This is a genomic window from Thermopolyspora sp. NPDC052614, from assembly GCF_040678635.1.
In the GTDB taxonomy this organism is placed as follows: Bacteria; Actinomycetota; Actinomycetes; order Streptosporangiales; family Streptosporangiaceae; genus Thermopolyspora.
Genome location: NZ_JBFATZ010000007.1, coordinates 70,310 through 84,364, shown reverse-complemented (window position 1 = coordinate 84,364; position 14,055 = coordinate 70,310). Strand labels below are relative to the sequence as shown.

The following is a 14,055-nucleotide window of genomic DNA, read 5'->3' as shown; positions in this document are numbered from 1 at the left end:
TTCCGGGCGTACGCGACGCGAGTGAATCGTTCACGCCGGTACGCCCGGATTCGCGGGTCAGGTGGTCACAGGAGGGAGTCGATGGCGACCACGAGGAAGAGGAGGGCCAGGTAGACGTTGGACAGGTGGAAGAAGCGCATTGGGCGCAGGGCCACCCCGGTCACGCCGGCGTTGACCCGGTTGAGCAGGCGGTGGGCCTCCCAGAGGATGGCGCCGCCGAGCAGGGCCGCGGTGGCGGCGTAGAAGGGGGTCATGCCCGCCAGGGGCCACAGCAGCAGGGAGCACAGGACGGTCGCCCAGGTGTACAGGAGGCTCTCCATGGCGACGCGGCGTTCTCCGGCGACGACGGGGAGCATGGGGACCTTGGCGGCGGCGTAGTCCTCGCGGTAGCGCATGGCGAGGGTCCAGGTGTGCGGCGGGGTCCAGAAGAAGACGACGCCGAACAGGACCAGGGGGGCCCAGTCGAGGCGGCCGGTGATGCCGGCCCAGCCGATCATGACGGGCATGCAGCCGGCGATGCCGCCCCAGACGACGTTCTGCGTGGTGCGCCGCTTGAGCAGGATCGAGTAGACCAGCACGTAGTAGAGGATCGCCGCCAGCGACAGGCCGCCGGCGAGCCAGTTGACCGACAGGCCCAGGCCGACGGTCGACAGCACGCCCAGCACGAAGCCGAAGATCAGGGCGCCACGCGGGGAGACCTGGTGGCGGGCGAGGGGGCGGCGGCGCGTGCGGCGCATGCGCGCGTCGATGTCGCGGTCGATATAGCAGTTGAGGACGTTGGCGCTGCCGGCCGACATGGTGCCGAACACCATCGTGGCCAGGGCCGTCCACAGCGGCGGGAACCCGTCGGCGGCCAGGAACATCACCGGCAGGGTCGTGATGAGCAGCAGTTCGATGATCCGCGGCTTGGTCAGCGCGACGTACGCCCCCACCACCTCGGCCAGGGAGCGCCGCGAACCGGCGACCATCGGGATCGGGTCGAGCGGCTCCAGGCCGGCCACCGAGTGCTTGTTAGTCAGGACCGTCAAGGCGCGTCCAGTGGGTGCGGGGTCAACGCGTCAACCTCGTGATTTGGAGCGGATTTGTGCGTGTGGGGCTATGGCTCAAGCCCGGGAACTCACTGTAGTCGTGTGGGTGGCCGGGTCCGCACCTGACCCGGGGGAATACCCGATCCGGGCCGTGTATTCCCAGTTCATGCCTGCTCATGATGGATTCACGACGGTGTGGGAGGGTGGCCGCGCCCCCCTTCCTCCTCCGCCCGATCGGGTTTCCGCCCGATCGGGTGCGGCCGTCGTGCAGGGCGTACCGGCGAGCGGTGCCCGCGCGCCTGAGCGATCGCGTACGGATGTGCAGTCGGGTGATGGCTCCTCGTGTGGCCCGTGTCGCCGTCGCGACCGTGGGCAGGTGGCGGATAGGGGCAAACCTAAAGATGACTAACCGGTGTCAACGCCTCGGTGTGCGCGCGAAACCACTAGGGTCGCGTATGGGCGGGAACGCACACCCGGCGCAATACCAACGACCAGATCTGGAGATCGAGCAGTTGAGCAGCGAACTCGTGCCGACCCTGGAGTGGGGCGACCTCGATCGCCGAGCCGTCGACGTTGTACGTGCCTTGGCGATGGACGCGGTGGAGAAGGCGGGTTCGGGCCATCCCGGCACCGCGATGAGCCTCGCGCCCGCAGCGTACCTGTTGTTCCAACGTACGATGCGGCATGACCCGACCGACCCAACGTGGCCGGGTCGTGACCGATTCGTGCTTTCCTGTGGCCATTCGAGCCTGACGCTGTACATCCAGCTTTATCTGTCGGGGTACGGCCTGACGCTCGACGATCTCAAGGCGCTGCGCCAGTGGGACAGCCGCACTCCGGGCCACCCCGAGTACGGCCACACGCTGGGCGTGGAGACCACCACCGGGCCGCTGGGCCAGGGCATCGGCAACGCGGTGGGCATGGCGATGGCGGCCCGCCGCGAGCGTGGCCTGTTCGACCCGGACGCGGCGCCGGGCACGAGCCCGTTAGACCACATGATCTGGTGCTTCGTCTCCGACGGCGACATCGAGGAGGGCATCAGCCACGAGGTCAGCGCCCTCGCCGGGCACCAGAAGCTCGGCAACCTCGTCGTCATCTACGACGACAACCGCATCTCCATCGAGGACGACACCACGATCGCCAAGTCGGAGGACGTCGCCAAGCGCTACGAGGCGTACGGCTGGCACGTGCTGAGCGTCGACTGGACCGATGGCGGCGGCTACCACGAGGACGTGGCCGCGCTGCACGCGGCGCTGGAGGCCGGGCGGGCCGAGACCGAGCGGCCCACGCTGATCAGGCTGCGCACCATCATCGGCTGGCCGGCGCCGAACAAGCAGAACACCGGCAAGATCCACGGCTCGGCGCTCGGCGCGGACGAGGTGGCGGCCACCAAGCGCGTGCTGGGCATGAACCCCGACATCGGCTTCGACGTACCTGCCGATGTGCTTGATCACGCCCGCGGGGTCGCGGAGCGGGGCCGCCGGGCGCACGCGGAGTGGACCAAGTCGTACGAGAGCTGGCGCGCCGCCAACCCCGAGCGCGCCGCCGAGTTCGACCGGATCTCCTCGCGCACGCTGCCCGCCGGGTGGGCCGAGGCGCTGCCGACGTTCGAGCCCGGCACGAGCATCGCGACCCGCAAGGCGTCCGGGGAGGTGCTGAACGCGCTCGCGCCGGTACTGCCGGAGCTGTGGGGCGGCTCGGCCGACCTGGCCGAGAGCAACAACACGACGATGAAGGGCGAGCCGTCGTTCATCCCGGAGGAGTTCCAGACCAAGGAGTTCCCCGGCGGGCCGTACGGGCGCACGCTGCACTTCGGCATCCGCGAGCACGGCATGGGGGCGATCCTCAACGGCATCGCGCTGCACGGCGGCACCCGGCCCTACGGCGGCACGTTCCTGGTGTTCAGCGACTACATGCGCCCGGCCGTACGGCTCGCCGCGCTGATGAGGCTGCCGGTCGTCTACGTGTGGACGCACGACTCGATCGGCCTGGGCGAGGACGGCCCGACCCACCAGCCGGTCGAGCACCTGTGGGCGCTGCGCGCCATCCCCGGCCTGGACGTGGTGCGCCCGGCCGACGCGAACGAGACCGCCGCCGCCTGGCGGACCGTGCTGGAGCACACCGACCGCCCGGCCGCGCTCGCCCTCACCCGGCAGAACCTGCCGGTGTACGCGGAGACCGCCGACGCGACGAAGGTCGCCAAGGGCGGCTACATCCTCCAGGACGCCTCCACCGGCCAGCCGCGGGTGATCCTCATCGCCACCGGCAGCGAGGTCGAGCTCGCCGTCGAGGCCCGCGGGATCCTCGAGTCGGAGGGCTTCCCGACCCGGGTGGTGTCGATGCCGTGCGTGGAGTGGTTCCGCGCCCAGGACCCCGCCTACCGGCAGACGGTGCTGCCGCCGGCGGTCCGCGCCCGCGTCGCCGTGGAGGCGGGAATCAGCCTGGGTTGGCGGGAGTTCGTAGGGGAAGAGGGCCAAGTGGTCAGCCTGGAGCACTTCGGTGCGTCGGCGCCGTACAAGACCCTCTTCAGGCAGTTCGGTTTCACCCCCGAGCGGGTCGTGGCGGCGGCGAAGGCCAGCCTGGCCAAGACGGGGGCCGACAGGGGCGAGACAACCGGGAACTGAGGAACGACCATGAGCGAGAACTTGAAGGCCCTCTCCGCCCAGGGCGTGTCGATCTGGCTGGACGACATCAGCCGGGAGCGCCTGCGCAGCGGCAACCTGGAAGAGCTCATCCGCGACAAGGAGGTCGTGGGCGTCACCTCCAATCCGACGATCTTCGCGGCGGCGCTGAGCAAGGGCGACGCGTACCAGGAGCAGCTGCACGACCTGGCGGTGCGCGGCGTGGACGTGGGCGAGGCCGTGCGGGCGATCACCACCTATGACATCCGGTGGGCGTGCGACGTGCTCAAGCAGGTCTACATCGACAGCGGCGGCAAGGACGGCCGGGTGTCGATCGAGGTGGACCCGCGCCTGGCCCGCGACACCGAGCGGACGATCGCCGAGGCCCGCGCGCTGTGGTGGCTGGTGGACCGGCCCAACCTGATGATCAAGATTCCGGCGACGGTCGAGGGCCTGCCCGCGATCACGCAGGCGCTGTCGGAGGGCATCAGCGTCAACGTCACGCTGATCTTCTCCCTCGACCGGTACCGCGCGGTCATGGACGCCTGGCTGGACGGCCTGGAGGCGGCCCGCCGCAGGGGCCTGGACCTGAGCACGATCGAGTCGGTGGCGTCGTTCTTCGTCAGCCGGGTGGACACCGAGATCGACAAGCGGCTGGAGAAGATCGGCACGCCGGAGGCGCTCGCGCTGCGCGGCAAGGCCGCCGTCGCCAACGCCCGCCTGGCGCACGCCGCGTTCGAGGACGTGGTCAACACGCCGCGCTGGGAGTCGCTGCGGGCCGACGGCGCCCGGCCGCAGCGCCCGCTATGGGCCTCCACGGGCGTGAAGAACCCCGACTACTCCCCCACCCTGTACGTCGACGAGCTGGTGGCCCGCGGCACGGTCAACACGATGCCGGAGAAGACGATCGACGCCGTCGCCGCCGGGTCCAGGATCACCGGCGACACGGTGCGGGACGGGTACGAGGGCGCCTGGGGGGTCATGGCCGGGCTCAAGCAGGTCGGCGTCGACTACGACGACGTGGTCCGGGTGCTGGAGGAGGAGGGCGTGGAGAAGTTCGAGGCCTCCTGGAACGACCTGCTCGAGACCGTGGCCGCCGAGCTGAAGAAGGCCTGACCCGGACGCACGGCACTCACCCGAGAACCACCGAGAACCACCGGGAACCTCCATAAGAACGCGAAACCCGCGCATCAGAGGGGAAAAATGAACACGTCGGTAACGTTCGGCGACGACGCGGTCGCCGCGCTCGCCGCAGAGACGGCCGCGAAGCTGGCCGCCGAGGGGGTGCCGGCGGCACTGACGGCCGGCCGGGCCGACCTGTGGGGCCCCGACGCCGAGCAGGAGGCGGGGATCCGCCTGGGCTGGCTGACCCTGCCCACCACCAGCCGGGAGCTTCTCCCGCAGATCCGCGAGCTGGTCGCCACCGTCCGCGAGCGCGGCCTCGACCACGTCGTGCTGGCCGGGATGGGCGGTTCGTCCCTCGCTCCCGAGGTCATCTGCGCGACCGCCGACGTCCCGCTGACCGTCCTGGACACCACCGACCCCGACCAGGTACGGCGCGCGGTCGCCGACCGCATCGACCGCACGGTCGTGGTGGTGGCGAGCAAGAGCGGCGGCACGATCGAGACCGACAGCCACCGCCGCGTCTACGAGCGGGCGTTCCGCGACGCCGGCATCGACCCGGCCGAGCGCATCGTCGTCGTCACCGACCCCGGCTCGCCGCTGGAGGCCGTCGCCCGCGAGGCCGGCTACCCGGTGGTGCTCGCCGACCCGAACGTCGGCGGGCGCTACAGCGCGCTGAGCGCGTTCGGCCTGGTGCCGTCCGCGCTGGCGGGCGCGGACGTGGAGAAGCTGCTCGACGACGCCGCCGAGGTGCTGCCGCTGCTGGCGGCGAACGAGGGCAACCCGGGCCTGGAGCTCGGCGCGGCCCTCGGCGCGCAGGCCCTCGCCGGGCGGGACAAGCTGCTGCTCGAGGACAGCCTCTCCGACATCAACGGCCTGCCCGACTGGATCGAGCAGCTCATCGCCGAGTCCACCGGCAAGCTGGGCAAGGGCATACTGCCGGTGGTGAACGCGGACCCGAACGGGGCGCCCGACGAGTTCGTCGTCAACATCGGCCCGGAGGGCACGACGCGGGTCGAGGGGCCGCTCGGCGCGCAGTTCCTGGTGTGGGAGTACGCGACGGCGATCGCCGGGCGGGTGCTCGGCATCAACCCCTTCGACCAGCCGAACGTGGCCGAGTCCAAGGAGAACACCTCCCGGATCCTCGCCGAGGCCGGGGACGAGGGGCCGCTGCCGACGGGTGCGCCGGTGCTCGTGGACGGGCCCGTCGAGGTGTACGGCGAGGTGCCGGGCGGCAAGGCGAAGGACCTGGCCGGCGTGCTGACCGCGCTGCTGGACGCCATCCCCGGCGACGGGTATCTCGCGGTGATGGCGTACCTGGACCGATGGTCGGCGTTCGACACGCCGACCGGCGAGGACGCCTCGCTGGACGAGCTGACCGAGGCGTGGCAGGCCAACGACCCGGCGACGCTGCGGGCGCTGCTGGCGGTGCGCACCGACCGGCCGATCACGTTCGGGTGGGGGCCGCGTTTCCTGCACTCGACCGGGCAGTATCACAAGGGTGGGCCGCAGAACGGGGTGTTCCTCCAGGTGACCGGGGCCGTGACGGACGACATCGCGGTTCCCGGCAAGCCGTACACGCTGGGGCGGCTGCAGCTCGCCCAGGCGCTCGGCGACATCCGGGCGCTGACCGGGCGGGGGCGGCCCGCCGTACGTCTTCACCTGACCGACCGGGCGGCGGGCATCGCCCACCTGCTCGCCGTCGCACAGGAGCTGTGATGAACGATCAACCGCCCCGCGAGGGCGAGGTGCCTCCCGACCCGCAGGAGGGGGCCGGGAGGCAGGAGGACGCCGCCGGTCCCGAGTGGCGGCCGGACGAGTCGGGCCAGCCCGAACACGGGACCGAACATGAGGCCGAACACGAGCACAAGGGACGCGGGGGGCACGGTGTGGTGCCCGCCGAGGAGTCGTGGACGGTGGCCTCGGCGGTCGCCGGGGTGTCGACGAGTCAGGAGGTGGCGGCCGCGAATCCGCTGCGGGATCCACGGGACAAGCGCCTGCCGCTGGTGGCCGGGCCGTGCGTGCTCGTGCTGTTCGGCGTCACCGGCGACCTGGCCAAGCGCAAGCTGCTGCCGGCGATCTACGACCTGGGCAACCGGGGCCTGCTGCCGCCCGGTTTCTCCCTGGTCGGGTTCGCCCGCCGCGACTGGTCGCACCAGGACTTCGCCAAGGTGACGCACGACGCGGTGAAGGAGCACGCCCGCACCCCCTTCCGCGAGGAGGTCTGGAACCAGCTTCGCGAGGGCATCCACTTCGTGCAGGGCGAGTTCGCCGACGACGGCGCGTTCGACGCGCTGGCGATGGCGCTGAAGGAGATCGACGAGACCCGGGGCACGGGCGGCAACTACGCCTTCTACCTGTCGGTGCCGCCGAAGTTCTTCCCCAAGGTCATCCAGCAGCTCAAGCGGACCGGCCTGGCGCACTCCGCCAACCCGTCGTCGTGGCGCCGGGTCGTGATCGAGAAGCCGTTCGGCCACGACCTGAAGTCGGCGCAGGAGCTGAACGCGATCACGGACGCGGTGTTCCCGCCGTCGTCGGTGTTCCGCATCGACCACTATCTGGGCAAGGAGACGGTCCAGAACATCATGGCGCTGCGGTTCGCCAACAACCTGTTCGAGCCGCTGTGGAACCGCGGGTTCATCGACCACGTGCAGATCACGATGGCCGAGGACATCGGCATCGGCGGCCGGGCCGGCTACTACGACGGCATCGGCGCGGCCCGCGACGTCATCCAGAACCACCTGCTGCAACTCCTGGCGCTGATCGCCATGGAGGATCCGGTGTTCTTCGACGCCGCCTCGCTGCGCCGGGAGAAGGAGAAGGTCTTGCGGGCCGTACGGCTGCCGCAGGACCTGGCGCTCGGCACCGCCCGCGGCCGGTACGCGGCCGGCTGGCAGGGCGGCGAGCCCGTCGGCGGCTACCTGGACGAGGAGGGCATCCCGCCGGACTCCACCACCGAGACGTACGCGGCGATCAAGCTGGAGGTCGCCAACCGCCGCTGGGCCGGGGTGCCGTTCTACCTGCGCACCGGCAAGCGGCTGGGCCGCCGCGTCACCGAGGTGGCGCTGGTGTTCCAGCGGGCCCCGCACCTGCCGTTCAGCGCCACCGACACCGAGATCCTCGGCCAGAACGCGCTGGTGATCCGGGTGCAGCCGGACGAGGGCATCACGGTGCGGTTCGGCTCGAAGGTGCCGGGCACGGCGATGGAGGTCCGCGACGTCACGATGGACTTCGCCTACGGCGAGTCGTTCATCGAGTCGTCGCCGGAGGCGTACGAGCGGCTGCTGCTGGACGTGCTCATCGGCGACCCGCCGCTGTTCCCGCACCAGCAGGAGGTCGAGCTGTCCTGGAAGATCCTCGACCCGATCGAGGAGTTCTGGGCCAAGCAGGGCCCGCCGGAGGATTACAAGGCCGGCACCTGGGGCCCGCCGTCCGCCGACGCGCTGATGGCACGGGACGGCCGCGCCTGGAGACGCCTGTGACCGCGACGTTCCGCACCGGTATCCGACACGACCAGATCCACCCGCCGTGCCGTACCGGGTCCCCGCGCGGGGGCCGGGCGGCGCGGCGGACAGGGGAGGGGCTGTGACGAGCTTCATGCTCTCCGCGACCACCGCGTCGAAGATCGACTCGCATCTGACGATGCTGCGGCACCAGATGGGCGCGCCCGCGATCGGCATGGTGCTGACGCTGGTCGTGGTGACCGACGAGAGCCGCCAGTACGACGCGGTCCGCGCGGCCACCGAGGCGGCGCGGGAGCACCCCTCCCGGATCCTGGTGGTGATCGCCCGCGACGTGGACGAGGGAACCCGCCTCGACGCCGAGATCCGCATGGGCGAGTCCACGCCCGGCGAGGTCGTGCTGCTGCGCCTGTACGGCGAGCTCACCGAGCACGCCGAGTCGGTGGTCAGCCCGCTGCTGCTGCCCGACACGCCGGTGGTGGCGTGGTGGCCGGCCGACTCCCCCGAATACCCGTCGAAGGATCCGATCGGCGCGCTCGCCCAGCGGCGCATCACCGACGCCCGGTACTGCCCCGACCCGGTGCGCACGATCCGTTCCCGGGCGAACGGGTACGTCCCCGGCGACACCGACATGGCGTGGACGCGTCTCACCCCGTGGCGCAGCCTGCTCGCCGCCGCGTTCGACCAGCCGGTCGGGGAGGTCACCGAGGGCCTGGTCGAGGGCGCGACGGGCAACCCCAGCGCGAGCCTGCTCGCTGCCTGGCTCGCCGAGCGCCTCGGCGCGCCGATCAAGGTGACCGAGTCGTCCGGGCCGGGCCTCACCGCGGTGCGGCTGTCGGTCCCCGGCGGGGAGATCGCCGTCACGCGCGGCGACGCCCGCCTGGCGTCGCTGCAGCGGCCCGGCCAGCCGGAGCGTCACGTCGCGCTGGCCCGGCGGCCCACGTCCGAGCTGCTCGCCGAGGAGCTGCGGCGGCTCGACCCCGACGACGTGTACGCCTCGGCGATCAAATGGCTGGCCAGGGAGTCCGGGTGAGCGCGCCGACGGTCGTCGTCCACCGGGACGCCGAGGTCCTGGCCAAGGCGGTCGCCGCCCGGCTGATCACCCGGCTGGTCGACGCCCAGTCGGCGAAGGGGTCGGCGTCGATCGTGCTCACCGGGGGCACGGTCGGCATCGCCACGCTCGCGGCGGTGGCCGAGACGCCGGCGCACGCGGCGGTGGACTGGCGCAATCTGGACGTGTGGTGGGGGGACGAGCGGTACCTTCCGTCCGGGGATCCGGAGCGCAATGAGACCGGGGCCCGCGAGGCGCTGCTCGACCGGATCGACCTCGACCCCGCCCGGGTTCACGCCATGCCGTCGAGCGACTCGGGGCTCACGCCGGAGGAGGCCGCCCAGGCGTACGCCGACGAGCTGCGCAAGGCGTCCCGGCCCGAGGATCACGGGCCGGTGCCGTCGTTCGACCTGCTGCTGCTCGGCATGGGGCCGGACGCGCACGTGGCGTCCCTGTTCCCCGGCATGCCCGCCCTGTACGACGAGCGGCCGGTCGTCGCCGTGCACGGAGCGCCGAAACCGCCGCCGACGCGGCTTTCGCTGACGATGCCCACGATTCACGCGGCCCGTCAGGTGTGGGTGGTCGCGGCGGGCACCGAGAAGGCGGGAGCCGTACGGCTCGCCCTGTCGGACGCGGGTCCGATCCAGGTTCCGGCGGCGGGCGCCCGGGGCCGCCAGGAGACGCTGTTCCTCCTCGACCGCGCCGCCGCGGCCAAGATTCCTCCGGGTCTGGTGCGCCCGGCCTCCCCCTGATCGTCGAGCCGATCGGAAGGCCGCGGGTGTCTGAGCCCGCGGCCTTCTTTTTGGTTGTCCGCAGCGTTGTCGGCCCCGCGGGACGGTGGGCGGTCGTGTCCGGCCTGGCGCAGGGTGTCCACTCGTCGAGGAGGATGGGGAATCGCTCCTCCAGGAACTCGGAGAACGCGCGCATCTCGCTACGCGTCGCCCCGGCGCGGAGTCGGCACCGAGAGTCTGCGTGCATGGTGTGAAGATCTTCGAGGGGTGGGGTCGTTCGGTGGGGCGCCGGTGCGGACGGGTTCGCCGGGGTCGTCGGCAGGAGGCCCTCGTCCAAACTGCGGTGCTTATCGCGTCCCAGCAGGAAAACATCCCAATTCGTCCGGATTTATCGGCGGATTGATTACTTACCTCGAAGGCCCGTCCACCGAGCGTTCGCCGGACATAAGATGTCTGTCGCTTCGCGCTATTCGCATTCATATGGACATGCGGGCCGCAGGGGAGGGCCCCGCAGGGTCGGAGCTGAGGAGGGGCAGTGTCCGGCAAGTCGTCGATCACGATCCTGCACGTGTCGGACACACAGTTCGGTGCCAAACACCGCTTCGGCGCGGAGGGGTTGACCGCCGCCGATCGCCACCTCTCACAGTTGCACACTCGGCTTCTCGACGACATTCGCTGGCTGGAGGACAAGCATGGCCTGCGGCCGGATCTGATCGTCGCGTCAGGCGACCTCGCCGAGACGGGCGCCCGGTCGGAGTTCGCTCTGGTACGGGACTTCCTGACGGGTCTGGCCCAGGGGTTGGGCCTGAGCCGGGACCGGGTGGCGATGGTGCCCGGAAATCACGACATCAACTGGCAGAAATGCCGGGCGTACTTTCTCGACTGCGAAGGGGACGAAACAGAGCCTGTCCCGCCATACTGGCCCAAATGGGACCATTATGCGGCGATGTTCGCCGAGTTCTACGCCGGCGTACCGGGCGTGATGTTTCCCAAAGACCAGCCCTGGACTCTCTACGAGATCCCCGAGCTGAAAACGGTCATCGCCGGGCTCAACTCGACCATGGCCGAAACCCACCTTCCCGACACCCATTACGGCTACTGCGGCGAGGAGCAGTTGCGCTGGTTCGCCGAACGCCTGCGCGCCCGCGCGGCCGACGGCTGGCTGCGCATCGGCACGCTCCACCACAATCCGGTGATCCAGAGTCGGGATGACAGCGCCTTCCAGCGGGACCACGACATGCTGGCCGAGTTGCTCGCCCCGCATCTCAATCTGATCCTGCACGGCCACACCCACGCGGGGAAGCTCTGCTCGTTCGGCCCCGAGGGCGTCCCCGTGCTGTGCGCGGGCAGCGCCGGGGTGCGGCAGGACGCCAGGCCCGAGGACGTGCCGAACCAGTACCAACTCATCCGCGTCAAGGCCGACGGCGTCACCGTGTACGCGCGGCGCTACAACCCCGACCGTTTCCGTTGGGAGGGCGACACCAGCGTGGGACGTGGCCGCAACGACTGGACCCGTGAGATCCGGCGACCGCTGGACGACGTGCACGGCACGTTCGGCACCGAGCAGGACGAGGAACGGCACGAGGACTCGCTGCGCAAGTCCGCGTATCTGCGCGACCCGCGCACGCAGCGTTCGGACGACCTTCTGGCCAAGGTGCGCAAAGTTTGCGAGATCCGCTACGGCGCGGAGTGCGTGCAGGAGGTCGTCGTCGGCGTCGATCGGCCGCAGCGCTACCTGCGGATCACCCGGAACGGTCCGGTGGTATCGCAGTATCCCGTAGGCGCGTGTGAGGGCCCGATGACGGCGGACGCCTTGGAGGAGTTCGCCCGTGGGGTGCATGATCTTTATCGCGCGGGCGATCCGGGACTCACTTCGTTCCTGATTTATGGAGGCGACCCGGCTCCGGAGCATCTCAGGGTGCAGGCTCAGCTGCGAGGAGTCGCCCTGCGATCGCTGATGGAGTTCCAGGGCCTGTACGATCTGCGCCCGTATGCCCAGCGGCAGGTTGAGAAGCTGGCAAAGAGCGATATTTATCCATCGGAGCTGTATGTTCCACAGCGGTTCCGCCTGATTTCTCGCCACCTCAGGCCCGTCGGCGACGCGACCGGGCACGATCTGCTGACCCGCGTCCAGGAGTGGGTGGCCGACTATGACGGCCGGTTCGTCGTCGTACTCGGCGACTTCGGCCACGGCAAGACGTTCCTGCTGCGCGAACTGGCGAGACGCATCCACGAGGAACAACGTCCTCCGGTCATTCCTGTCCTGATCCAACTGCGCGCGCTGGAGAAGGCGCACGGGTTCGAGGAGATCCTCGCGGCGCACCTGGCCGAGGCCGGCGAGGAGAAGATCGACCTGCGGATGTTGCGCAACCTCATCCACGAGGGCAGGGTGCTGCTGCTCTTCGACGGGTTCGATGAGCTCGCGTTGCGGGTCACCTACGCGCAGGCCGCCCGGCATCTAACCAATTTGGTCAGCGCGGCAGGCGGTCGGGCCAAGGTGGTGCTCACCAGTCGGACGCAGCATTTCCTTTCCGAGCACGAGGTGGAGACGGCGTTGGCGTCCCAACTGCGTGACATGTCGGGTCGCAGGCTGGTGAAGATCGAGGCGTTCGACGAGGCCCAGATCCTCGACTTCCTCACCAAGCTCTTCGATGGCGACGTTGACCGGGCACGGGCCAGGCTCGACCTGCTCAGGGACGTACGCGATCTGCTGGGGCTCTCCGGCAACCCCCGCATGCTCGGATTCATCGCGCGGCTCGATGAGAAACGGCTGTGCGACATCCGTGACCGCAACGGCGAGATCAGCGCCGCCGTACTGTACCGGGAACTGCTCGACCGATGGCTGGGCTTCGAGTACGAGCGGGCGCACCCGGAGGGTGCGGCTCCCGCCCTGACTGAGGCGGAGCGGTGGAAGGCCATCACCACACTGGCGCTCATGCTGTGGGAAACCGGCGAGGAGACCCTCGGGATAGCAGAACTCGATAACTTCGCAACACAGGCATTGCACGACCTCGCCGAACGTCAGATCACCGCCGACCAGGCGGCGCACATGATCGGCTCAGGGACGCTGCTGGTTCGGGTGGAGAACGAGCGCTTCAAGTTCGTGCACCGCTCCGTGCTCGAATGGCTGGTCACCAATCATGCCGCCGAACGCCTCCGGCACGGTGACCTCGACCCCAAGGAATTCAGGTCGCGGGTGATCTCCGACCTGATGATCGAATTTCTCGTCACGCTCGCGGGCAAGCACGCCTTCGAGCAGTGGGCCAGACGCACGTTGCAGGCCGAAGCGGGATCGACGACCGCGATAGCCAAGAAGAATGCCCTGCTCGCGCTGCGCCACATGGGACTATCCCTGCGACGGCCACATGACGAGCGGCCGCCCCAGCTCGCCAAGGTGAACCTCCGGGGCATGGATCTTTCGAACGCCGATCTCCGTAGTGCCGATCTCCGTGAAGCGGATCTCCGCGAAGCGTGCCTCGACGGGGCTGATCTCTCGAAGAGCGACTTGCGCGCCGCGCGCCTGCAAGGTTGCTCGGGAAAAGGGCTCAAGCTGGTTGGCGCCAAACTGCAGGAGGCGGACTTCTCCACTGCCACTCTCATCGGTGCCGACCTCAATGCTGCTAAGGCAGCCGGAGCGATATGGCGGCGTACTTCTCTGATCAACGCGGTCATTGGCCCTGATCTTGGTCTGGAGAACACGTTCGGGGCCGCCCTCCCAGACCACGGACTTCCCTTCCTGCACCTCGCTTCATCGAGGCACACGGTTTCCGTCGCCATGGCCTATAGCCCCGACGGCACCCACCTGGCCACCGCAAGCGACGACCGCACCATACGGATATGGGACCCCGCCACCGGCACCCACCTGCGCACCCTCGAAGGCCACACCAGCGCCATCAACGCCCTCGCCTACAGCCCCGACGGCACCCACCTGGCCACCGCAGGCAGCGACCGCACCATACGGATATGGGACCCCGCCACCGGCACCCACCTGCGCACCCTCGAAGGCCACACCAGCGCCATCAACGCCCTCGCCTACAGCCC

8 protein-coding genes are annotated in these 14,055 nt (G+C 69.9%); 7 read left to right on the top strand and 1 reads right to left on the bottom strand.

All coding sequences use genetic code 11. The features are described from left to right. Positions 1 to 65: 65 nt before the first annotated feature. Positions 66 to 968 carry a heme o synthase gene (locus AB0K60_RS17195; protein WP_364055836.1) on the bottom strand — a complete coding sequence of 301 codons (903 nt, stop codon included), beginning with the start codon at positions 966 to 968 and terminating at the stop codon, positions 66 to 68. Between the two features lie 650 nt (positions 969 to 1,618). Between AB0K60_RS17195 and tkt the strand changes: the two genes are divergently transcribed. From tkt to AB0K60_RS17160, 7 genes are all read left to right on the top strand, one after another. After that, complete coding sequence (gene tkt / locus AB0K60_RS17190) at positions 1,619 to 3,652, top strand: transketolase (protein WP_364055833.1); 2,034 nt, start codon at positions 1,619 to 1,621, stop codon at positions 3,650 to 3,652. Between the two features lie 9 nt (positions 3,653 to 3,661). Then, entirely contained in the window at positions 3,662 to 4,765 is a 1,104-nt protein-coding gene (gene tal, locus AB0K60_RS17185; RefSeq protein ID WP_364055061.1) for a transaldolase, read from the top strand. A gap of 87 nt (positions 4,766 to 4,852) precedes the next feature. Further along, positions 4,853 to 6,490, top strand: coding sequence for a glucose-6-phosphate isomerase (locus tag AB0K60_RS17180; protein WP_364055058.1), 1,638 nt, complete (start codon positions 4,853 to 4,855; stop codon positions 6,488 to 6,490). Further along, entirely contained in the window at positions 6,490 to 8,253 is a 1,764-nt protein-coding gene (gene zwf / locus AB0K60_RS17175) for a glucose-6-phosphate dehydrogenase (RefSeq protein ID WP_364055055.1), read from the top strand. The genes AB0K60_RS17180 and zwf overlap by 1 nt, the downstream gene beginning before the upstream one ends. A gap of 115 nt (positions 8,254 to 8,368) precedes the next feature. Beyond that, complete coding sequence (opcA, locus tag AB0K60_RS17170; RefSeq protein ID WP_364055830.1) at positions 8,369 to 9,265, top strand: glucose-6-phosphate dehydrogenase assembly protein OpcA; 897 nt, start codon at positions 8,369 to 8,371, stop codon at positions 9,263 to 9,265. Continuing rightward, on the top strand, positions 9,262 to 10,035 hold the full coding sequence (gene pgl, locus AB0K60_RS17165) for a 6-phosphogluconolactonase (RefSeq protein WP_364055052.1): 774 nt from the start codon (positions 9,262 to 9,264) through the stop codon (positions 10,033 to 10,035). The genes opcA and pgl overlap by 4 nt, the downstream gene beginning before the upstream one ends. A 514-nt stretch (positions 10,036 to 10,549) precedes the next feature. Then, positions 10,550 to 14,055 (top strand): pentapeptide repeat-containing protein (locus AB0K60_RS17160; protein ID WP_364055049.1); only part of this gene is annotated, 3,506 nt, incomplete at its 3' end.